The following is a 22,058-nucleotide window of genomic DNA, read 5'->3' on the forward strand; positions in this document are numbered from 1 at the left end:
GGTTCACCCCTTCTGGACGATGATGACGGTCCATGCTCCGACGTAGATCCGGTCACTGTCATACAGGGGCACCTCCACCTTGCGGGGGATCATGTTGGCGGTCCCGTTGATCATGGTCCCGTTCGTGGACCCGGGGTCGACGATCGACCAGGTCCCGTCGGGCTGGGCGACCAGGATGGCGTGGATGTGGGAGATCGCCGGGTCGCCCTTCGGCCCGCCCAGGTCGATCTCGGGCGTGAAGCCCCTGGACGCGCTGCGACGGCCGATGTGGACCCGGTCGCCCTTCAGGCTCACCCGGCGCTGCTTGTTCACCGGGGGGAAGGCGATCTGGGCGGGGTCGAGCATGCCCCGGTCGACCATGTACTGGTAGTAGGCGGGGTCGGCCACGACGATGACCCGCCAGCGCGGGGCGGCCGGGGCGCCGTCCTGTTCGGAGCCCCCGCGTGTGTGGCTGCCGGACTGCGAGGCGAAGTCGTAGCCGCACTCCTCGCAGAAGCGCCCGGTACGGGAGGTCGAGCACTCGGGGCAGGGGCCGCCCCTGGGCGCGGCGGGCGGCCGCCGCGGCGCGGGGGCGCGCGGCGGATCCGGACGGCCCGCGGGGGCCTCCGGCGGCGGGGGCCGGTACTGCTGGGGCGGCGGCGAGGGGGAGTGCGCCTGGAGGCGCAGCCCGCAGGTGTCGCAGAAGTCAGTCGCCGTCGAGTGGTGCCCGGAGGGGCAACTCGGCATGGGTCCCTCCTACCCGGGGCCGGGGGCGCCGTGGGTTCCGGTCCCGTCCCCGGGCCGGGTCCGCACGGTCCGGGTCGAGTTGGTGTCCAGGGTCATCTCGTCGACCTTGTCGACGCCGGGCTTGAGACGGACGGCGCCGGTGACCGGGTCGAGGACGTCGACCACCTTTCCGAGGAGCCTCGCTGTCTCCGCGTCACCCGTCTGCTCCGCGAGTGCGACGGCACGGCCCAACCGCGTGGTGGCGGTGTTCTCGTCCCCGTCGCGACGGGCCGCGAGCCCCTCCTGGATGGCCTGGGCCAGTTCGACCTGGCCGGTGTAGTGCGCCACCCGCGGGTTGATCCGGGTGGCCGTGGCCTCGTCCGCCGTCCACTCCGCGAGGATGTTGCCGGAGGCGAGGACCTGGTCCTCCGCGCCCCCGGTCCCGGGGAGGACCACACGCACCCACCCGGCGCGCAGCTGCCGTCCGGGGTCGCCCGCGGGCACCTCCACGCACACGTGGTAGTCGCGGTTCTCGGTGCCCCACGACCCCGTGGGGTAGTCGCCCGCCTGGGGCGCGCGCGCCACTGCCCGGTGGGTGAGCTCCTGCACCGTGGGCGACACCTGCTTGACGTAGCGCACCACGGAGTTCTGCGGGGTCCACAGCCGCAGGACGACGTCCGCGACGGCCTTGCCCATGGACGCCTGGGCCATGGCGCGGAAGTCGGCGGCCAGGTCGGCGGGGTCGGCGACGAGGCCGGGGCCGCCGCCGAGCAGCGCGGAGTCGATACGGCGCAGGTCGTCGACCCTCCAGTCGGTGCCCACGCCCCGGCAGTCGCACACGAACCGGCCGCCGACCTGCCGCAGGACCCGCTCGAACTCCTCGGCGACCTCGTTGTTCCGACCGTCGGTGAGCAGGATGGCGTGCTTGATGCCGTCGTCCACGGTGGCGAACAGCTCCGCGGCGAGGGACAGCCAGGCGCCCATCCGGGTGCCGCCGTCGGCGCGCAGCCCGCCGATGGCGTCCAGGGCCTCGGCCCTGGTGACGGCGTCCACCTCGACGAACCGCCGCTCGCCCTCGGGAAAGGCCATGCGTGCCTTGCTGCCGCCGCTGATCAGGGCGAATCTGACCCCCTCGCGCAGCGTCTCCACGGCCGCGCGGGCGGCGCGCTTGGCCTCGTGGAGCTTCTCCCCGTACATCGAACCGGAGGTGTCGACGATGATCACCTCGGAGGCGCGCACCGAGGACCCCACCAGGACGGGGCTGCGGGAGGTGACGCTGACGACGGCGTGCACCTCGCGCCCGCCGATGGGCAGGAACCTGTTCTGGTCGACGTCGATCCGGAACTCCGGTTCGGCGGACCGGTCAGTCCTGTTCGGCACGTGGACCCCCTTGCTCGGTGGGTACGGGGATGAGGACCGCGGTGATGTTGTCCTTGCCGCCGGCCCTCAGAGCGAGGCTGATGTAGGTGCGGGCGGCCTCGTGGGGCCTGGCCCCCGCTCCCGGCACCGCGTCGGTCAGCGACTGCGCCTCGGGGTAGTAGTTCCACAGGCCGTCGCTGCACAGGAGGACGGTGCCGGGCCCGGTCGGGGTGACGGTGGAGATGTGCGCGTCGATCTCGCCGGAGTCGGCGCCCATCCACGCGATGAGGGCGTGCGCGTTGGCCGACCTCATGGCCTCCTCGCGGGAGAGCGCCCCCATCTGCACCATGGCCTCGCTCCAGGAGTCGTCCCGGGTGAGCAGCGCCGACGCGCTGGACCTGGGCCCTCCGGAGAGCCAGTAGGCGCGGCTGTCCCCGACCCAGCCGACGGTGACCGTCCCGGCGGCGGGGTCGACGACCGCGGACACGAACGTGCACGCGGGGGCGGAGTCGAGCGACTCGGCGATCCCCGCGACGGCCTCGGCCGCCCTGGTCATCGCCGCGGCGGTGGCCTCGCGGGGATCGGCGCCCCGGCGGATCTGCTCCGCGAGGACCGTCGCCCCCGTCTCCGCGGTGACCCGGGAGGCCTCGTCGGACCGGGGCGAGCTGGACACGCCGTCGCAGACCACGGCGCAGACCGTGCCCGGCGCGCGGGGGTCGTCCGCGGCGACGACGCGGATGGCCATGGCGTCCTCGTTGCGCCGGTGGCGGAGCCCGCGGTCGCTGACGCCCGCGGCCGCGTCCGTGCGCACCTCGACGTGGTCGCGCCCGGTGGGCTGGAGGAACCCGCACTTCTCGCAGTAGCCGTCGCCGACCCGGCCGGGGCACCACGCGCACATCTCGGGGTTGGTGGGCTGGACGGGGCTGCTGCCCACGGCGGGCGGCGGCCAGTCGGGCGCCGGGACGGGCGGTGCGGCCGGGGGCGGCGCCGCGGCGGCGGCGGACGGCGCGGGGGCGGACAGGGGTCTCAGGGAGTCCCGCCGTATCGGCTGGGTGGTGAACGAGTCGGCCCCGTGCCGTCCCGGGTCCGCCTCGGGTCCGCCGCCCCTCGGACGGCCTCCCCCGGCGGCGGGCGCGGCCGGGGTCGCGGTACCGGTCCCGGGGCCTCGGGTGGCGCCGTTCAGGCTCACCTGCGGAGCCGTCGGCCCACCGTCGGCCGGGACGAGTCCGGGGCGGGAGCCGCCCCCCGGGCCACCGCCGCCGACCGGCCCCCGTGTGGCGCCGGACATGCTCTGCTGGGGGGCCGTGGGCACGTTGTCGGAGCGCTCCGCGGGGGCGCCCCCCTCCCGCTCCGGGAGGGGGCGGCCGCACCCCTCGCAGAAGACGTCTCCCGCCGCCGCCCTGTCCGAGCAGGCAGGGCAGGTCCGCACCGTTGTCATCGCCGTTCCCTCGATCCTCACAGCAGCGTCACGGGACGCAGGGAGTTGGCCTTGTCGATCAGCTCGTACCGCTCCGAGGCGGCGGTGGACCGCTGGGCGAGCGCACGGTAGCGCCGCTCCAGGTTGGTCCGCACCCCCTCCTCGGTGAACGGGCCGTCGAGCAGGCTTCCGCCGCCGGGTGCGGCGCCACCTCCGTCGAGCCATCCCAGGGCGGACTCCAGGACGCGCGCGGCCAGCCGGTCGGCGGACTCGCTGTCCAGGCCGACGCGCTCCAGGCGCCGTCCGGCCTCGACGAAGTCGGCGGCGCCCGTCCCGGGGTGCCGGGCGGAGAGCACGGCGATCAGCGCGGTCTGGGCGTGGACGTGGAGGCTGGACATCTCCGGGACCCTGTCGAGGACGGCGACGGCGGCGTCCCGGTCGCCCTGGGCGAGGCGGACGCGGGCCAGGCCGAACGCGGCGCTGACGAAGGAGTGGTCGGTGTTCCAGACCGTCCGGTACTGGTGGGCCGCGGTGTCGAGCTCACCGGTCCGCTCGCAGGCGAGCGCCAGGCCGAGCTTGGGCGCGGCCTCCCCCGGGAGGTGGTCGTACAGCTCGTCGAAGTGGTCGCGGGCATCGCGGAACCGGGCGGTGCTCAGTTCGGCGACCGCCAGGTACCACATGGTGCGCCAGTCCCCGGGGACGGCCTCGCTGAACTTCTGGAGGGCGTCCACCGCCTCGCCCTGCCGGCCGAGCGTGATGAGCGCGCGGGCCAGCATCAGCAGGGTCTCGGGCGTGGGCGCGGGCATCGCGCGCAGGGCGGGGACGAGCTCCTCCGGGGGAAGGGCCCGGAACCCCCGCAGGTGCTGGGACGCCGGGTCGCCCCGGTCGACGAGGGGCGCGGGCAGCAGGGCGGCCGCGTCGGTGGGGGCGGGCGGCGCGAGCATGCGGTCGGCGTCGTGCGCGCCGACGCCGCTGCGGGTGCCGAAGTTCTCGCCGCCGAACAGGGTGGAGGGCGCCGGGTGCGGGGCCCCCTCCAGTTCGGACAGGACCTCGCGCAGGACGCCGGTGAGCTGGTCGGCCATGTCGCTCGCGTCGTGGAAGCGGAGTTCGAGCTCGCTGTGGACGGAGCGGCGCAGGAGCCGGTCGTACGACTCGAAGCGCTGGAGCAGCGGCACGGTCTCGCGCGGGGGGATGCTGTGCGGGTACTCGCGCATGAAGCTGAAGCGGAAGCTGAGCACGGCCAGCGCGCGGCCCACCGAGTACAGGTCGGCGCTGACGGTGGGGCCGGGGCCGCGCAGCTCGTCCTCGGTCACGCGGTAGCCGGGGGTCGTGTACACGGGGCTGACGGTGTCGTCCATGCGCCGGACGCCGCCGAGGTCGATGAGCTTGATCTGCTCCTCGCTCTGGATGACGTTGTCGGGCTTGAAGTCGCAGTACAGCAGGCCCCTGGAGTGCAGGTAGCCGAGGGCCCGCAGGGCCTCCAGGCCGTAGGCGATGACCTGGTCGACGGGGAGCACGGCGTCGGAGTCGTCCTCGCGGCGCTCTATGAGCAGTTCGCGCAGGGACTTGCCCCCGACGTACTCCATGACGATGTGCCCGCCGGGGATCCCGGTACGCGGGTCGGGGTGCTGCGAGAAGTTGATGATCTTGACGATGTTGGGGTGCTCGACCTCGGACAGGAACGCCCGTTCCGCGGCGGCCGCCTTGTGCGCCTCGGCGTCACCGGAGTTGAGCAGGCCCTTGAGGACGACCCACCGGTCGTTGACGTTGCGGTCGCGGGCCAGGTAGATCCAGCCGAGGCCGCCGTGGGCGAGGCAGCCGAGCACCTCGTACTGACCGCCGACCCTGTCCCCGGGGGAGAGCTTGGGGGTGAACGAGAACTGGGTGCCGCACTTGCGGCAGAAGCCCTCGGTGCGGCCCGGCTGCTCGCCCCTGCTGCGGCCGACCTTCTCGCCGCAGTTGCCGCAGAAGCGGTTCTTCTCCGAGACGACCGGGTTGCGCATGACGGCCTCGGAGGGGTCCCGGTAGGGCACCGGGGGCACCATGACCATGCCCATGCCGAGCATGCCCCGGGAGGAGCCCCGGCGGCCGAAGCGCCCGGTGCCCGGGCCGTCGGGCCCCGGGCCGACCGTGCCGGAGATGCTGCCGGGACCGGACCGCCCGGAGAGCTTGACGTTGCCGGAGAGCGGGTGGGAGGGGGCGGGGTCGCCGCCGGAGGAGGGGGTGGAGGAGGGCCACTGGTCGGGGACCTCGCCCGGCGGGGTCACCACGGGCGACGGCCGGGGGCCGGAACCCTGCCGCCGGCCCTTCCCGGGCCCCTGGTCCCCGGCTCCGGACCCGGCCCTCGGCCCGGTCCCGCCGGGGGGCGCGAAGGACCGCTGCGGACCGGAGCCCGGCGGAGGCGGACCGCCGAACGCGGGCCCGGCCCCGGCTCGGGGCGCGCCGAACGCCCCGGGGGCGTCCGAGGGCCGCGGAGCCCCTCCCGGGGAGGGTGCGCCGGATGCCGGGGGCGCGGTCGTCCCGGTGGGTCGCTCCTCCACCGGGGCCAGGCCGCACACACCACAGAAGCCGTCCTCGATCCGGCCGTGGCAGCCGGGGGCCGTGCACTTGGTCATCTGCTCACACCACCATCGCTCTCGCCGTCTGACGCGCCCGTGCCCGGTGTGGTTCTGTCCCCGGGCGTTTCGGTTCCGCCGAGTTCGTGGAGCGCCCGGAGGTAGGACGACAGGGAGACCGTAGCGGCACGCAGGTCGCAGGGGGCCGACCACAGTTCCGCGTGGGCCCGGGCGTGGAGTCCGGCCAGGCGCTCGTCCTCGGCGAGCCCCAGCCGCGCCGCGCGGGCGCGGAAGGCGTCCAGGCGCCCGCGCAGCTCGGCGCGGCGCTCCAGGAGCCCGGCGAGGTCCTCCTCGCGGTCGCGCGCGTCGTCGGCGGCCTCGTGGACGGCGCGCTGGAGTTCTCCCAGCCGCGTGCCGAGTTCGCGCCAGCGCCCCCGGGCGCGCAGGGAGTCCATCTCGCCGATGCCCGCCCGCAGTCCCGGCACCGGGTCCGGGACCTCGACGGCGGCGGGCGAGGAGACCTTGGCGACGACCCGGGCGCGGAGCCCGCGGGCGCGTGCGACGGCCTCCTCGACGCCGTCGATGGCGGAGCCGAGCCGCTCGACGCTCTCGGTGTAGGAGTCGCGCATGCGCAGGGCGTCGCGGAGTTCGCCGCGCACGCGCTCCAGGGCCTGGCGCAGGCGGTCGAGGGCGGAGGTGTCGACGCGCCCGTCCTCGACCAGTGAGAGGGGGTCGGTGCGGACCGTGGCGCCCACGGCGGCGAGGTCGGCCCGGAGGGCCTCGTACTCGTCCTCGCCGAGCTCGACCATGTCGGAGAGGGTGCCGATCTCCTGCCACATCGCGTCGAGTTCGCCGAGCCTCGGGTGGAGCGCGTCCCAGGCGGCCCCGACCTCCGAGATGACCCCGGTGGCCTCCTCGTAGGCGGCGGACATGCGGGCGACGGCGTCGGCGAGGGTCACCGCCTCCTCGTCGGCGTGGAGCAGTCCCCGCTCGCCGAGGGGCGCGTGCCGTGCGGGGAGCACCACCGAGGGCCCGTTGAGCAGGGCGGTCAGCGCGGCCTGCGCCCCGGGTCCCCCGCCGTCCGCGCGCAACCGGGTGGCCTCGTCCACCACGAGGCGGAAGGCGTCGTAGACCGTCCACAGGGTGTGGACATGCGTGTCGGCGTGCTCCCAGCGCTGCCGGGTCCGGCCCTCGAGGGCCGCGCCCTTCAGGAGCCGGTGTCCGACGTGGGCGTCCAGGTCCGCGAGGTTGAGGGTGATCCGGTCGGCCTCCCCGCGCACGCGGTTGAGGTCGTGGTCGATGCCCTCCCAGCTCATGGGCGGTATACCGGCCCCCGACGCACTCGCCACCTTCCGTACCACTCCCGTCAGTGCGCCCCGGCCCGCGTGTGCCCGAGCGGGAACGGTCGATGTTCCTTTACCTGACACGAGTCTGGCGGGGAGGTCCGCGAACCACAAGAGAGTGCCCGCTTTACGGCCATGAACGGCCAGTTCCTCACCCTTTGTGAACCAGACCACCGTGACATGACAGACACCCTCCCACGCCGGTGCCACCGCTGTCGCCGGGCCCGGGGGCTCAGCCGCGCCCGGCCCGCGCCCCCGGGACGCGGGGCTCCGTGCCCAGGACGTCCAGCACGAACCGCGCCCGCTCCGCGACCGGGACGCGCGGCAGCTCCACCAGCTCGTAGCCGTACGCGGGGTAGGCCTCGACCATCGCCCGATGGGTGCGCTCGGCCTCCTCAGGGGACTGGTGGCGCTCGGCGTCGCCGGTGAAGATCTCCGGCCACGGCGGGGCGACGAACACCCGGCGGTGGTAGCGGAACCGCCGGGCCGCCCGGTCGACGTGCGCGGGCACCGGGAGCCCGCGCAGCAGGAAGTAGCCGACCAGGTCGGGAACGCCCCGGTCGCAGAAGACCGGGCCCTCCCACGCGGAGGCCTCGCGGTGCGAGCGCATCTCCCAGGACAGCATCAGCTCGGCGAACAGGTCGTCGTCGCGCCAGGCCAGGCCGGGGCCGTCGATCTCCCTCTGGTCGCGGATGATCGCCCGCCCGGCCTCGGCCGTGCGCGCGTGGCCGAGCGCGGCCAGGTGCTCGATCAGCGCGGTCTTCCCGGAGCCGGGGCCTCCGGTGACGACGACGAGGTGGTCCATGGTTCTCCCTGGGTTGTCGGGCGGCCCCGGAGGGCCGGATGCGGTTCGCGCCCCTCCGGTCCGCGGTGCCTTCCGGAGGAGCGGCCTCCGGCCCTCCGGAAGGCCCGGGGCCGGCCGTCCGGGCGCCTTCGGCGCGGCGAGGGGCGGTCCGGCGGACGCGGGCCCGGAACGACCCCCGGACCACGGCCCAGGGCGTGGTCCGTGGATGCTGTCCGTCGCGAGCGGCGCATCCGGTGCGTTCATCGCAAGGCCGAAGAAGGAGTCAGGGTGGGGTCCTGTCGACTGATGAGAACGCCGCGAGGGGCGTGCCGGGGCGACGCGCAGCAGGGCGGGTGTCCCCGGACCACGGCCTAGCGGGCCGGGAGCTCCGCCTCGACCAGGTCGGCCGCGTACGCGGTGCCGCTCTCCTGGAGCCTGGCGCTGATGCCGGCCAGCCTCCGGGCGACCTCCGGGTCGGAGGCCAGTTCCAGCAGGGCCGCGCGGAGCGCGGCCGCGTCGGCGTCCGCCGTGTCGATCCTCCGGGCGACGCCGAGTTCCACCAGCCGGTCGGCGTTGTCGAACTGGTCGGTGGCCTGCGGGACCGCGATCATCGGCACCCCGCAGTACAGGCCCTCGTTGGAGCCCCCCATGCCCGCGTGGGTGACGAACGCGTCGGCCCGGCGCAGGATGTCCAGCTGCGGCACCCAGGGGTGCGTCTCCACGTTGGCCGGGATCTCCCCCAGCTCCGCGGGGTCGACGAACTTGCCGATCTGGAGGACGACGTGCCAGCCCGGCAGGTCGCCGAAGGCCTTCAGGCACTCGCGGTAGAACCCGGGCAGGTCGGTGAACGCCGACCCCAGGGACACCAGCAGCACCTTCTCCGCGCCCGCCGGGCGCGTCCACCCGCCCTGGTCCGTCCGCGCGCCCAGGCAGGGGCCGACGAAGGTGACCGTGTCGGCGACGGTGTCCGCGTACGGCTGCATCTCGCGCGGGATCAGCGCCAGCGCGCGGTCCGGGCGCCCGGCGAACGAGGCGTGGTCCAGCCCGGTGACGCCGTTCTCCGCCAGCCAGGCGTCGAACCTGGCGAAGTGCTCGGCCGCCCCGGGCAGGGCGCGCAGCGTCTCCATGACGGTGTCCCCGTGGTCGGCCCACGCCACGTAGGTGGGCGAGAGCTGCACGCTGGGGATGCCCCAGTTCTCGCCGAGCACGCGGGCGGGGTACCCGGCGATGTCGTACAGGAAGAGGTCGGGGCGGTCGTCCTCGTAGGCGGCCCGGACGACGGGGAGCTGGGCCATCCCGTCCTCCAGGAAGACGTCCATCGCCCGGATCGGGTCCTCCGGCCAGTCGGCGTCGGCGACGGGCAGGGTCGTGGCGCAGGGGACGAGTTCGGCGCCTGCGCCGGTGATCAGGTCGGCCATCAGGGGGTCGTTGGCGTAGGTGACGCGGTGGCCGCGGGCCGCCAGCTCCCGGATGATCTCCAGGCTGGGCAGGACGTGGCTGACGGCGGGAACGCCGACCATGGCGATGTGGGCGCGACGGGTCATCGCAGTGTCTCCGTGTGCAGATGTCGGGTAGGGCTGTGGGGCACCGGGCCCCGGGACCGGGGCGGTGCGCGGCGGCGTCGCTCGACGCGGGCCTCTAGCCGTACATCTGAAGCATGTGCATGGCGTGATGCTATCCGTGGCGTTCTGGCGGCCACAAGCCGTTTTCCCGGGCCCCTCCGGCCGTAGGATCGGGTCCCCGGCACCGCTCCCGCACCCCTTCCGGAGGTCCCGTGCCCGCCTCGGTCCCCGGCCTCGCGCCGGTCGCGCTCGTCATCTCCCTGCGGGTCCTCCCCGGCCGCCGGGAGGACTTCCTCGCCGGGATCTCCCTCAACGCGTCGGCGGCGGTGCGCGAGGAGCCCGGCTGCCTGCGCTTCGACGTGGTGCAGGACGGCGCCGACCCGGACGTCTTCCGGGTGTACGAGGTGTTCGCCGACCGGGAGGCCCTGCTCGCGCATCGCGGGACCGCGCACTTCCTGGCCTGGCAGAGGAGGAAGGCCGAGGTGGTCGTCCCCGGAAGCCAGGTCGACCACCTCGGATCGCTCGCGGTCAGCGAGGGCTGAGGCGCCTCACTGCGGGTCCTCCGGCCGCTCCCGGGGCGCGCGGTGGCGTCCTCCGCCGGGGCGCCTGGAGGCGCCCTCGCCGTCGGTCCCCTCCGGGCCGTCGTCGTCCGGCCCGGTCCTCTCGTCCCCGCGGTAGCCGTCGGCGTAGCCGCCCGCGTAGCCGTCGTCGAACGCGGTCAGCCCGGAGCCCTCCTCGGCGGGGCGGGGCTCGTCCCGGGCGAGGGGAGCGCCGTCGCCGTCGCCGTCCCGGACGGCGGCGTGCGCCCCGCGGAGCCGGAACCCGGCGACAGCCATCACGACCCCGAAGATGACGGCGTAGACGCCGACCACGAACACGATGGCCTGCGCGCCCTCCAGCGGCCAGAACCACAGGAGGAGGCCGAACACGACGGAGAGCGCGCCGACGAAGATCAGCAGCCACTCCGAGCTGATGTGCGCGCGCAGGCGGATGGCGGTGACGATCTCGGCCACACCGGTGATGACGGCCCACGCACCGATCACGAGCACGACCGCCATGCCGAAGGCGACCGGCCAGATCAGGGCGATCAGGCCCAGCAGGACGCTGACGGCCGCCTGGGCGGCGAGGGAGCCCCTGCTGCCCGGCGCGGCGCGGTACGCCGCGTAGCCCAGGGCCGCGCCGTCGACCAGCGCGTAGACACCGAACACGATCGCCAGGGCGACCAGGGTGACCCCGGGCCACACGAGGGCGATCAGTCCGAAGAGCACCGCGGCGACGCCGCGGAGGACCACAACCCACCAGTGCCGGCTCAGCTCACCGAGCAGGTCACCGGTCAACGCGTACCGGACCATCGTCGCCTCCCCTTCACCGGCACGGCCCGTGCGGGCCACACCCTGCAACTTCCCTCAAGGTCGCACATGGATGACAGACTGTACGCAAAATGCGGGGAAAGGGCGGCCTATGTACCGGTAGGGACAGTGTCGCCGCCCCGGCGCGGCCGGTACGCGGGTGAACGGAGACGACGGTGCCCGCCCTCGCCGGCGGCGTGGGCGGGCACCGTGGTGCGCCTCGGGCGGGGCCTAGCCCTGGCCCGGGAGGCGTCGCTCGGCGGAGCCGACGTAGTGCTGGCGCGGGCGCGCGATCCGGAAGGCCGGGTCGTGCAGCTGCTCGCGGTAGTGGGCGACCCAGCCGGGCAGACGGCCGATCGCGAACAACACGGTGAACATGTTGGTGGGGAAACCCATGGTGCGGTAGATGACGCCGGTGTAGAAGTCGACGTTCGGGTAGAGCTTGCGCTCCGTGAAGTAGGAGTCGGCGAGCGCCGCGGCCTCCAGCTTGAGCGCCAGGGAGAACAGCTCGTCCGGGTTCTCGTCCCGGTCGAGGATCTGGCTCGCCAGAACCTTGATCTCCTTGCTGCGGGGGTCGAAGTTCTTGTAGACCCGGTGCCCGAAGCCCATGAGGCGCATCTCGCGCGCCTTGACCTTCTCCAGGAAGTCCTCGATGGAGATGCCCGAGTCGCGGATCTCCTCCAGCATCTCCAGCACGGCCTGGTTGGCGCCGCCGTGGGACGGGCCGGACAGGGCGTTGATGCCGGAGGCGACGCTGGCGTAGATGTCGGCCTGCGAGGAGCCGACCACGCGCACGGTGGCGGTGGAGCAGTTCAGCTCGTGGTCCGCGTGCAGGACGAGCAGCATGCCGACGGCCTTGTTGAACAGGTCGCCGAGCTCGCCGGTGGGGGCCTTGTCCCCGAAGGTCATCCGGATGAAGTTGTCGACGTAGTCGAGCGAGTCGTCCGGGGAGATCGGCGTCTCGCCGATGGAGTTGCGGTAGATGCGGGCCGCGATCGTCGGCAGCTTGGCCAGCAGCCGGATCGTGGCGAGCTCCACCTGGGCGTCGTCGCCCGGGTCCACGCTGTCGTCGTAGTACGCGGCGAGGGTGTTGACGGCACTGGCCATGAGCGCCATCGGGTGGCCGTTGCGGGGCATCGCGTCGATGAACGCGCCCATCTCGGCCGGGATGTCGGCGTTGTCGCGCAGGCCGTCGGAGAACTCCTTCAGCTGGCCGGGCTCGGGGAGCTCGCCGTAGATGACCAGGTAGGCGACCTCCAGGAAGGTCGCGCCCACGGCGAGGTCCTCGATCGGGTACCCGCGGTAGCGCAGGATGCCGGCGGCCCCGTCGATATAGGTGATCTTCGAGCTACACGAAGCGGTGTTGCCGAACCCGGGGTCCAGGGTCGTCATTCCGGTCGACCCCAGCAGGGTCTTCAGCTCGATGGTGCGTTCACCCTCGGTACCGGTGAACACCGGCAGCTTCAGCACGCCGCCCTCGTAGTGGAGCTCCACCGTGCGGTCTTTGTCGTCTTCGCTCATGCCCGAGGTCAACCTTTCCCAGCGGGGGATACGTGAGGTGCGTCAGACGCGGGGCGGTCTGCCGCCACGTTCTTGATTCACTCGTTATTGTTCTGTTTTGTTAAACGACTGTTAAGCAAAATCATATAAGTTTCACCGATTCACGAACAGGTGACATGCAACACATACCCAGACGTGAGAAGAATTACCGCACGGTGAAGATTTACAAACTTTGCCGATTGTCGATTACTCCGTGATCGCCCTGAGACGTCGCAGACGGCACCGGGGGTTCTCCCGGCGTCGTCACCGCCTCCTGTGGTGGTCCCCTGAGCACCCCGCCACCCGCCCGGACCGGCCCCTCGGCGCCCTCTTCACAGAAGTGGACATATCCGAACGAAGCTCAGTGCGGCCAGGTGTTCGAACGCGCCCTAGCGGCCTTCTCTCAGGGTACCTTCGCCCTGATCAAGGGGGTTGACACGGGGTACCCCCTGCTTGGTGATCTTGACCTCTGCCTGCACAACAGCGGTCCCGCGGGCACCTCTGGGCACGGCGGAGCGGAGCCACGATGGGCTCGTGGTGTGCGTGCGGCACGAGAGTTCACACGGGCCCCGGCAGTGGCGGAGCGCTCTCCGCGCGTGGCGCCGCCCGCGGCCCGCGCCCCCACCCGGGGCGGTCCCGTGCGCCCCTCCCGGCACACTCGGGGGACGGACGCGCGGCACGCGGGACGAGGCCGGTCCCGCTCCCGGCCGCCGGCTCCGATCCCGGACGCCGGCGGAGGACGTCACTCGCCCTCGTCGACGCCGCCCGCCAGCAGGGGCTCCATGAGCAGCGAGGGGTGGTCCCGCTCGATGACCCTCAGACGCCACTTGTTGTGCACCAGCACCAGGAGTTCTCCGTCGGAGCGGCGCCTGAGCACCTCCGCCCCCGACAGGGCGTGCAGCACGGGGGCCGACTCCTCGTCGGTGCGGCGCGCCACCGAGTAGTCCAGCGGCGACGCCTCCACCGGGCTGCGGAACTCCTGGTCCATGCGGTGCTTGACCACGTCGAACTGGAGCGGGCCGACCGCCGCCAGCACGGGCGCCTGCTCGCCGCGCACGTCGGAGGTCAGGACCTGCACCACGCCCTCGGCGTCGAGCTGGGCGATACCCCGCTGGAACTGCTTGTACTTGCCCGCGTCGACCGCGCGCGCCACCACGAAGTGCTCGGGGGCGAAGCTCGGGATCGGCGGGAAGTCGACCTTGGGCCCGTCGTACAGGGTGTCGCCGACCGCCAGCGCCTGGGCGTTGACCAGGGCGATCACGTCACCGGGGTAGGCGGTGTCGATGGTGGAGCGGTCCGAGCCGAACACCGCCTGCGTGTACTTGGTCGCGAAGGGGCGGCCGGTGGAGGCGTGGGTGAGGACCATGCCGCGGTCGAACCGGCCCGAGCTCACCCGCAGGAACGCCATGCGGTCCCGGTGGTTCTTGTCCATGTTGGCCTGCATCTTGAAGACCTGGCCGGAGAAGGGCTGCTCCACCCTGCGCGGCCGGTCCTTGGCGTCGAGCTTGGCCGAGGGGGCCGGGGCCAGCTCGACCACCGTGTCCAGCAGCTGGCCGACGCCGAAGTTGGACAGGGCCGCGCCGAACAGCACCGGGGAGGACTCCCCCGCCATGAACGACTCGGGGTCGAAGTCGGCGCCGAGCGCCTCCAGGAGCTCGATCTCCTCCTGCGCCTGCACCCAGGCGTCCAGCTCGACCTCGGCCGCCCGCTCGGGCTCCAGGACCTCCTCGACGGCCTTGGTGGCGCCGCCGGGCGTGCGGGTCATCTTCGTGTAGACGCCGCTGGTCCGGTCGACGAGGCCGCGGAAGTCCCCCGCGATGCCCACCGGCCAGTTCATCGGGGTGGGGCGCAGCCCGATGCGCTGCTCGATCTCGTCCAGCAGCTCCAGCGGCTCGCGGCCGGGGCGGTCCCACTTGTTGACGAACGTGATCACGGGCATCTTGCGCGCCCGGCACACGTCGAAGAGCTTGAGGGTCTGCGGCTCCAGGCCCTTGGCCGAGTCCAGCAGCATGATCGCGCAGTCCACGGCGGACAGGACGCGGTAGGTGTCCTCGGAGAAGTCGGCGTGGCCCGGGGTGTCGAGCAGGTTGAGGACGCGGCCGTCGTAGTCGATGCGCAGCGCCGCCGAGGTGATGGAGATCCCCCGGTCCTGCTCCATGTCCATCCAGTCGGAGGTGACGCCCTTGCGGTCGCCCTTGCCGTGGACGGCGCCGGCGGAGGAGATGGCCGCCGCGTGCAGGGCCAGGGCCTCGGTGAGGGTCGACTTTCCGGCGTCGGGGTGGGAGATGACCGCGAAGGTCCTCCGGCGCCCCGCCTCGTGGGCGACCTCTGACTCCTGCTTGGTCACGCCCGCCGTGTCCACACTCATTCCCGCTGTCCGCCCCGCCTCGTGTGCTGTCGTCCGACCGGCCCGTGGGCCCTGTCCAGCCTACGCTCGCCGGGGCGTGCGGGTGACAGGAACCCGGCCGCCGCGCCCCGCCGCCGACGCGGTTCAGTCCCCGGGCCCGCGCGCGGCGCGCCTGCCGAGGTGGCGCTTCGATCCGGCGGTGGTGGGTCCGAGGACCGTCCCGAGGGGGAGGGGCGTGGGCGCCCGCCGCGTGCGGGGGACGGCCCCTACCTGGTGGGCGTCCTCGTAGACGATCCGGCCGGGGTCGTCGGACTCGCTCCTGCGGTGCTCCACGCCGTGGGCGCGGAGCAGGCCCCGGAGGGCGTCGAGACGTCCGGCGAAGTGCGCGCACCCCTCCGGCTTGAACCAGGTCACCGCGCCGACCGTGTTCCCGTCGGCGTAGAACGGAGGGGTCGGCAGCGCCTCCCGGAACCAGTCGTCGATGTCGAAGTAGAGGTCCTCCTCGGCCTCCGACAGCCGCCCGGCCCGGCGCAGGTGGTCGACCGCGACGAAGAGGCCGACCCCCGTCCCGAGGCGGCCGATGTGGTCCGCGTGGATCCTGAAGTACCGCGCCATCCCGTCAGTGTGCCCCGGGCGCGCGCCGCGGTCCAGGGGCGGCCGGGCCCCGCGGCACGCGGAGGAGCGGGGCCCCCGCCCTCCGGGACGGCACCGTCCCGCCGGGAGGCCGGCGGCGGGGACGCGGGGCCTCAGGCGCCCCCGGCCCCCTCCACGGCGGCGGTGACACGGCGGATCAGCTCGTCCCGGCCGATGCCGCCGGGGTAGACGGCGACCAGCACGCGCTCCCGCTCGGAGCCCTCCTCGGCGCGCAGCATCGGTTCGGCGGCCCGGCGGACGAACTCCATGGCGGCGTCGAAGCTCGCCCACACCTCGCGCCGGTCCTGCTCCGGGCTGCGCAGCCACGAGCGGAGGACGTGGTTGTGCGCCGAGATGAGCGAGGCGGCGGCCACCCCGGCGGCCAGGGACCGCTCCCCGCCGCCGCCCCCGCCCTCCCGGTCGGCCAGGAAGCGGCTGAACGCCGCCTGGTAGCGGGCGGTCATCGCGACCTCGCGGTCCCGCAGGCGCGGGTGCGCGCGCACCAGCCGATAGCGCGGCACGGTGATCTCCGGGTCCCCCAGGTACCCCTGGAGCACCAGGCGCGCGGCGGCGAACACCGAGCTCAGCGGGTCGTCGGGGGAGGCCTCCAGGTAGCGGACCACGGTCGAGAACAGCTCGTCGTGCTCGGCGAAGAGGATGTCCTCCTTCGACCCGAAGCGCCGGAACAGGCTGCGGCGGCTCACCCCGGTGGCGGCGGCGATCCCGTCCATCGTGGTGGCGTCGAACCCGTTCTCGGTGAACAACCGCACGGAGGCCAGCACCACCTCGCGGGTGGCCACGCGCCCACCCGACCGTTCCCGCGCCATGGCGCACCCCTTCGACGTACGGAAGCTGCCAAGAAGCTATCCGACTGTGTACTTCGCCCTTCCCACCCCCTATTCTGGCACTGGATGCCACAGAAAGGCACGCGGTGCCGGGAAAGGGAATCGGATGAGTGACTTCGACCTGTTCAAGACCACCGAGGAGCACGAGGAGCTGCGCGCGGCCGTGCGCTCCGTCTCCGAGGACAAGATCGCGCCCCACGCGGCCGAGGTCGACGAGAAGAGCGCCTTCCCGCAGGACGCCCTGGAGGCCCTGGTGGCCACCGACTTCCACGCACCGCACATCGCCGAGCAGTACGACGGCGTCGGCGCCGACGCCCTGGCCACCTGCATCGTCATCGAGGAGGTCGCCCGCGTGTGCGCCTCCTCCTCCCTCATCCCCGCCGTCAACAAACTCGGCACCATGCCGCTGATCCTGGGCGCCTCCGAGGACGTCAAGCAGCGGTACCTGCCCAAGGTGGCCAGTGGCGAGGCGATGTTCTCCTACGGGCTGTCCGAGCGCGAGGCCGGCTCCGACACCGCGAGCATGCGCAGCCAGGCCGTGGCCGACGGCGACGACTGGATCCTCAACGGCCAGAAGTCCTGGATCACCAACGCCGGCGTCAGCGAGTACTACACGGTCCTCGCCGTGACCGACCCCGAGGGCGCCCGCGGCCGCAACATCTCGGCGTTCGTCGTCCACGCCGACGACGAGGGCTTCACCCTGGGCGAGCCCGAGCGCAAGCTCGGCATCAAGGGCTCCCCCACCCGCGAGCTGTTCTTCGACAGCGTGCGCATCCCCGGCGACCGCATCGTCGGCGCCCCGGGCGAGGGCCTCAAGATCGCCCTGCGCACCCTGGACCACACCCGCGTCACCATCGGCGCGCAGGCCGTCGGCATCGCCCAGGGCGCCCTGGACCACGCCGTGGCCTACGTCAAGGAGCGCAAGCAGTTCGGCAAGGCGATCGCGGACTTCCAGGGCATCCAGTTCATGCTTGCCGACATGGCGATGAAGCTGGAGACCGCCCGGCAGATGGTCTACGTGGCCGCCGCCAAGTCCGAGCGCGGCGACGACGACCTGGCCTTCTACGGCGCCGCCGCCAAGTGCTACGCCTCCGACGCCGCCATGGAGATCACCACCGACGCGGTGCAGCTGCTCGGCGGCGCGGGCTACGTCAAGGACTTCCCGCTGGAGCGCATGATGCGCGACGCCAAGATCACCCAGATCTACGAGGGCACCAACCAGATCCAGCGCATGGTGATGGCCCGCCAGCTCCTCAAGAAGTAGGCCGTCGGCCCCGGTTCGCGCCTTCACGGCCCGGTCGTGAGGTGACAGCGGCAGACCCCCGGGCACCACGTGCCAGGGGGTCTGCTCCGTCCGCGCTCCGCCGGGTCGCCCGCGCCGGGACCGGTCGTCGGTCGCGCGTCGCCGGGGGCGCGCCGTTCCGCCCGCGCCCCGTCCTGGCCCGGGCTCCCGCAGAGGGCCCTACGGGGTCCCGGAGGGGGTCAGAGGACGGACTCCCGCATGAAGCGGGCCAGCGGGATGGGGTCGCGGTTCAGGGCCGCGCGCACCCCCTCGGTGACCTCGGCGGCCCGGCCCGAGACGGCGGCGGCGAAGCGCTCGTTGAGCGTGTCGATGTACCTCTCGCCCCAGCCCCGGTTGGTGGCGCGGAAGTAGAAGCCCGCCTCGTCCACGGTCTTGAACCGCCACACGGGGCTCTCGGTGCCCTTCGTCCGCTTGACCACCTCGCGGAAGGTGAGGGCCTGCGGGCCCGTCAGCGTGTACTCCCGGCCCCGGTGGTCGCCCAGCAGGGCGGCGACGGCGGTGTCCGCGACGTCGCGGGCGTCCACGAAGCTGACCTCGGTCCGGCGCTTGACGGGGAGTTCGAGGCGGCCGTTGCGGGACCGCGCCAGACTCGCGAACGTGCCCTCCGTGAAGTCCTGGAACAGCCAGTTGGGCCGCAGGACCGTCCACGTGTGGAACAGGTCCTTGGCCCGCAGCTCGGCGGCGCGCTGGTCCGAGTCGGAGGGCGCGTGCTCGGTGCCCATGGCGGACATGACCACCGCCCTCCCGACCCCGGCGTCGGCCGCCTTCTCCAGGAACCCGGCGACCCGGTTCCCCAGGGCGCTGCCGACCGGCGTCACCACGAAGATACTGCTCACGCCCTTGAGGACGTCGTCCCAGTTGGAGGTGTCGGTCCAGTCCAGGCGCGTCTGAGAGGAACGGGACGCCCCCGTCGCGGGCAGCCCGCGCCGCGTCAGCTCGGTGAGGACGCGACGGCCCACCATGCCGGTGGCTCCGGTGACCAGTGTGCTCATTGGAACCACCGTACCGACGGCGCGCGGCCGACCGGACACGAACCGCCAACGGGACCGCGATCCCGGGCGCGGACCCGGGCCGACCGTGGCCCGCGGGCGGGCCGGGCCGGCCCCCGCCCGCGGTGCGGTTCCGGGCCGTGGGCGCCCGCGCGCCGGGTCCGCGCCGACCGACCGGCCGCGCCCCCGCCACCTGCCCCGACGACCAAAGTATGGACCTGGCCGCCATCGGTAGGGCGTGCCGCCGCGCGCCTGCCCGGGGCCGGTCGCCGAACGTAGACTTCGCAGCGATGAACGCTTCCACGGTGACCGGTGCGCAGCGGTGCAGTGCGCGTGACTGGATCGTGGACCTGTCCATGTTCCTGCTCGCCCTCGCCTACGCGGTGACGACCTCCCTCGAACTGCCCGGGACCTCTCCCCCCGGCGTCGAGTTCGGCCCGGAGCTGGTGCCCCCGGGACCGCCGTCCACCTGGTTCGAGGGCGCGGGCCGCCTGGCCGCCTTCCTGGCCTGCCTGTCCCTCTGGTGGCGCCGCCGCTGGCCGGTCCAGCTCGCCGTCGTCCTGGTGCTGGTCTCCGTGGTCTTCCCCCTGGCCATGGGCGCGATGCTCATCGCCCTGTTCTCCCTGGCCGTGCACCGGTCGCCGCGCACGAGCCTGGCCGTGTTCGGGGTGGGCGCGGCCACCGCCTACCTGCAGGCGGTCCTGTGGCCGGACCCGCACCTGCCGATCCTGGTCACCGTGCTGCTGAGCGTGGCCATCCAGGGGGCCGTCATCGGCTGGGGGCTGACCGTCCACCACCGGCGCGAGCTCGTGGAGTCGCTGCGCGACCGGGCCGTGCACGCGGAGACCGAGGCCCAGCTGCGCGCCGAGCACGCCCAGCACCAGGTCAGGGAGGCGATGGCCCGGGAGATCCACGACGTGCTCGGGCACCGGCTGTCGCTGCTCAGCGTGCACGCCGGGGCCCTGGAGTACCGGCCCGACGCCCCGTCCGAGGAGGTCGCGCGCTCGGCGAAGGTGATCCGGGAGAGCGCCCACCAGGCCCTCCAGGACCTGCGGGAGGTGATCGGCGTCCTGCGCGCGCCCGTCGGGGAGCTCCCCCAGCCGACCATGGCCGACCTCCAGCAGCTCGTCGAGGAGGCCGACGAGGTCGGCGCCCGCGTGGAGTTCGCCGAGGAGTACACCGGGACGGTCCCGGAGCGGACCGGCCGCACCGCCTACAGGATCGTCCAGGAGGGCCTGACGAACGTGCGCAAGCACTCCCCCGGCGCCGACACCCGGGTGCGGGTGAGGGGCGCCCCCGGCGAGGGCCTCGTGGTGGAGGTGCTCAACGGCCCCTCCCCCGAGCCGCCTCCCCCGACCGCCGGCGGGGGTTCGGGCCAGGGCCTGGTCGGCCTGGCGGAGCGGGTCTCCCTCGCGTCGGGGCGCCTGGAGCACGGGCCGGCCGCCGGTGGTGGCTGGCGCCTGTCGGCCTGGCTACCGTGGCCCGTATGAGTCGAACAGAGCGGGGAGCCAGGGAGATCGGGGTCGTGATCGTCGACGACGACGCGCTCGTCCGGGTCGGCCTGGTGATGATGATGGGCGGCGCGCCCGACATCCGGGTGCTGGCCGAGGCCGAGGACGGCGGGTCGGTCCTCGGACTGGTCGAGCGGTACTCCCCCGACGTGGTCCTGATGGACATCCGCATGCCGACGGTGGACGGCCTGACCGCGACGGAGCGGCTGCGCTCCCTGGAGGACCCGCCCGAGGTGCTGGTGCTGACCACGTTCGACGCGGACGAGCACGTGCTGCGCGCGCTGCGGGCGGGCGCGGCCGGGTTCCTGCTCAAGGACACCCCTCCGGCGGAGATCGTGGAGTCGGTGCGGCAGGTCTCGCGGGGCATGTCGGTGCTCTCCCCCGCCGTGACGCGCCGCCTGGTCGACCGGGTGGGCGCGGGCGACCACGGGGCCCGGGCGGGCCGGGCGCGCGAACGGCTGGCGGCGCTGAACGGCCGTGAGCTGGAGGTCGCGGTGGCGGTCGGCGAGGGCCGGTCCAACGCCGACATCGCCTCGCGCCTGTTCCTCAGCGTGCCGACGGTCAAGACGCACGTGTCGAGCATCCTGACCAAGCTGGGGCTGAACAACCGTGTGCAGGTCGCGCTCCTGGTCCACGACGCGCAGCTCCTCGACGGCGGCGGCTGAGCCCCCGCCGCGGCGGTCCGCGCCCCGCCTCCCCGGGGCGCGGATTACGCCGTCCCCCCGTCGGGCAGGGCCGTAACGGGGACTCCCCGGAAGGACCGCTCCGCGGGAAGGGAGGTTCGGATGGACGACAGCGACTACTACCCCGGCGTGCTCGACGCCGTCATGGAACGGGTCCGGAGCCACATCGGCGAGGGACGGGTCGCCGACTACATCCCCGAGCTGGCCGACGTGGACCCGGACGAGTTCGGGTTCTCGATCGCCACCGTGGACGGCGGCATGTACAGCACCGGCGAACAGGCGCGCACCCGCTTCTCCATGCAGAGCATCACCAAGGTGTTCACCCTGGCCCTGGTGATGCGCGGCCACTCGGGGTCCGACGTGTGGAAGCGGGTGCACCGGGAGCCGTCCGGCAACGCCTTCAACTCCCTCCACCAGCTGGAGTTCGAGAACGGCGTTCCGCGTAACCCCATGATCAACCCGGGGGCGCTCATCGTCACCGACCAGCTCCTGTCCGACACCGGGGACGCGGTCGGGGCGCTGCGGGAGCTGCTGTGCGAGGAGACCGGCGACCCCGACCTGCACACGGACAACCTGGTCGCGGAGTCCGAGTCCAGGAGCGGCGACCGCAACCGCGCGCTGGCCTACCTCATGGCGAGCTTCGGCAACATCCGGAACCCGGTGCCGGAGGTGCTGGACCACTACTTCCGGCAGTGCTCCATCACCGTCAGCTGCGAGGAGCTGGCCAGGGCCGGCCTGTTCCTGGCCCGGCGCGGCACGCGGGCGGACGGCTCGGAGCTGCTGGGCGTCTCCGACACCCGCCGGATCCTGGCGGTGATGCTGACCTGCGGCACGTACGACGCCGCGGGGGAGTTCGCCTACCGCGTCGGGATCCCCTGCAAGAGCGGTGTGGGGGGCGGCATCCTCGCGGTCGTCCCGGGACGGTGCACGGTGGCGGCCTGGGGGCCCGGACTGGACGCCAAGGGCAACTCGGTGACGGCGGCCCTCGCGCTGGAGGCCTTCACCGACGTCACCGGCTGCTCGGTGTTCTGAGCGGCCCGCGGGGCCGGGACGCGCGGGGCCGGCCGGTCCGGGGAGCCCGGAGGCGATGAGTTCCGCCGCGCCGCCGGGTCCGTATCCGTGTACACCCGATCA

Annotated in this window: 18 protein-coding genes; 5 read left to right on the forward strand and 13 right to left on the reverse strand. The window is 73.5% G+C overall.

The annotated features are described in order from the left end of the window. Nucleotides 1-3 precede the first annotated feature (3 nt). From ACQPYD_RS30450 to ACQPYD_RS30480, 7 genes are all read right to left on the reverse strand, one after another. Nucleotides 4-726 (reverse strand): FHA domain-containing protein, encoded by a 723-nt coding sequence (locus ACQPYD_RS30450; RefSeq protein ID WP_433698799.1) that lies wholly within the window; start codon nucleotides 724-726, stop codon nucleotides 4-6. 9 nt (nucleotides 727-735) lie between these two features. Next, nucleotides 736-2,085: a vWA domain-containing protein gene (locus ACQPYD_RS30455; protein WP_433698800.1), complete on the reverse strand. Its 1,350-nt coding sequence runs from the start codon at nucleotides 2,083-2,085 to the stop codon at nucleotides 736-738. Next, nucleotides 2,069-3,502, reverse strand: a complete 1,434-nt coding sequence (locus tag ACQPYD_RS30460; protein ID WP_433698801.1) for a PP2C family protein-serine/threonine phosphatase — start codon at nucleotides 3,500-3,502, stop codon at nucleotides 2,069-2,071. Before ACQPYD_RS30460 ends, ACQPYD_RS30455 begins: the two co-directional genes overlap by 17 nt. Nucleotides 3,503-3,519: 17 nt before the next feature. Then, on the reverse strand, nucleotides 3,520-6,096 hold the full coding sequence (locus ACQPYD_RS30465; RefSeq protein WP_433698802.1) for a tetratricopeptide repeat protein: 2,577 nt from the start codon (nucleotides 6,094-6,096) through the stop codon (nucleotides 3,520-3,522). After that, on the reverse strand, nucleotides 6,093-7,352 hold the full coding sequence (locus ACQPYD_RS30470) for a hypothetical protein (protein ID WP_433698803.1): 1,260 nt from the start codon (nucleotides 7,350-7,352) through the stop codon (nucleotides 6,093-6,095). The genes ACQPYD_RS30465 and ACQPYD_RS30470 overlap by 4 nt, the downstream gene beginning before the upstream one ends. Nucleotides 7,353-7,611: 259 nt before the next feature. Further along, nucleotides 7,612-8,184: an AAA family ATPase gene (locus ACQPYD_RS30475; protein ID WP_433698805.1), complete on the reverse strand. Its 573-nt coding sequence runs from the start codon at nucleotides 8,182-8,184 to the stop codon at nucleotides 7,612-7,614. Between the two features lie 350 nt (nucleotides 8,185-8,534). Next, nucleotides 8,535-9,707: a macrolide family glycosyltransferase gene (locus ACQPYD_RS30480; RefSeq protein ID WP_433698806.1), complete on the reverse strand. Its 1,173-nt coding sequence runs from the start codon at nucleotides 9,705-9,707 to the stop codon at nucleotides 8,535-8,537. Between the two features lie 230 nt (nucleotides 9,708-9,937). On the opposite strand from ACQPYD_RS30480, the gene ACQPYD_RS30485 reads away from it, so the two are divergent. Then, the gene (locus ACQPYD_RS30485; protein WP_433698807.1) at nucleotides 9,938-10,267 is read left to right on the forward strand and encodes a putative quinol monooxygenase; all 330 of its coding nucleotides are present in this window, start codon (nucleotides 9,938-9,940) and stop codon (nucleotides 10,265-10,267) included. A 6-nt stretch (nucleotides 10,268-10,273) separates the two neighbouring features. Here ACQPYD_RS30485 and ACQPYD_RS30490 read toward each other — a convergent pair whose 3' ends face one another. From ACQPYD_RS30490 to ACQPYD_RS30510, 5 genes are all read right to left on the reverse strand, one after another. Then, nucleotides 10,274-11,077, reverse strand: a complete 804-nt coding sequence (locus ACQPYD_RS30490; protein ID WP_433698809.1) for a DUF308 domain-containing protein — start codon at nucleotides 11,075-11,077, stop codon at nucleotides 10,274-10,276. 228 nt (nucleotides 11,078-11,305) lie between these two features. Beyond that, on the reverse strand, nucleotides 11,306-12,595 hold the full coding sequence (locus ACQPYD_RS30495; protein ID WP_267946973.1) for a citrate synthase: 1,290 nt from the start codon (nucleotides 12,593-12,595) through the stop codon (nucleotides 11,306-11,308). A 760-nt stretch (nucleotides 12,596-13,355) separates the two neighbouring features. Then, nucleotides 13,356-14,981, reverse strand: a complete 1,626-nt coding sequence (locus ACQPYD_RS30500) for a peptide chain release factor 3 (protein WP_267946974.1) — start codon at nucleotides 14,979-14,981, stop codon at nucleotides 13,356-13,358. Nucleotides 14,982-15,104: 123 nt separating this feature from the next. Next, on the reverse strand, nucleotides 15,105-15,575 hold the full coding sequence (locus tag ACQPYD_RS30505) for a hypothetical protein (RefSeq protein WP_433698810.1): 471 nt from the start codon (nucleotides 15,573-15,575) through the stop codon (nucleotides 15,105-15,107). A gap of 131 nt (nucleotides 15,576-15,706) precedes the next feature. Beyond that, a complete protein-coding gene (locus ACQPYD_RS30510) occupies nucleotides 15,707-16,420 on the reverse strand; it encodes a TetR/AcrR family transcriptional regulator (RefSeq protein ID WP_433698811.1) in 714 nt (237 codons plus the stop codon). A gap of 124 nt (nucleotides 16,421-16,544) precedes the next feature. Here ACQPYD_RS30510 and ACQPYD_RS30515 point away from each other — a divergent pair, with 124 nt between their 5' ends. Next, nucleotides 16,545-17,702, forward strand: a complete 1,158-nt coding sequence (locus ACQPYD_RS30515; protein ID WP_433698812.1) for an acyl-CoA dehydrogenase family protein — start codon at nucleotides 16,545-16,547, stop codon at nucleotides 17,700-17,702. Nucleotides 17,703-17,920: 218 nt separating this feature from the next. Here the strand turns inward: ACQPYD_RS30515 and ACQPYD_RS30520 are convergent, their stop codons facing one another. After that, a complete protein-coding gene (locus ACQPYD_RS30520; protein ID WP_433698813.1) occupies nucleotides 17,921-18,733 on the reverse strand; it encodes an NAD(P)H-binding protein in 813 nt (270 codons plus the stop codon). 287 nt (nucleotides 18,734-19,020) lie between these two features. Here ACQPYD_RS30520 and ACQPYD_RS30525 point away from each other — a divergent pair, with 287 nt between their 5' ends. From ACQPYD_RS30525 to ACQPYD_RS30535, 3 genes are all read left to right on the forward strand, one after another. Then, the gene (locus tag ACQPYD_RS30525) at nucleotides 19,021-20,220 is read left to right on the forward strand and encodes a sensor histidine kinase (RefSeq protein WP_433698814.1); all 1,200 of its coding nucleotides are present in this window, start codon (nucleotides 19,021-19,023) and stop codon (nucleotides 20,218-20,220) included. Continuing rightward, on the forward strand, nucleotides 20,217-20,906 hold the full coding sequence (locus ACQPYD_RS30530) for a response regulator transcription factor (RefSeq protein ID WP_267946980.1): 690 nt from the start codon (nucleotides 20,217-20,219) through the stop codon (nucleotides 20,904-20,906). The genes ACQPYD_RS30525 and ACQPYD_RS30530 overlap by 4 nt, the downstream gene beginning before the upstream one ends. Nucleotides 20,907-21,026: 120 nt before the next feature. Further along, complete coding sequence (locus ACQPYD_RS30535) at nucleotides 21,027-21,956, forward strand: glutaminase (protein ID WP_433698815.1); 930 nt, start codon at nucleotides 21,027-21,029, stop codon at nucleotides 21,954-21,956. The last annotated feature ends 102 nt before the right edge of the window (nucleotides 21,957-22,058 follow it).

Origin of the sequence: Nocardiopsis sp. CA-288880 (genome assembly GCF_050955985.1) — a bacterium.
In the GTDB taxonomy this organism is placed as follows: Bacteria; Actinomycetota; Actinomycetes; order Streptosporangiales; family Streptosporangiaceae; genus Nocardiopsis; species Nocardiopsis tropica.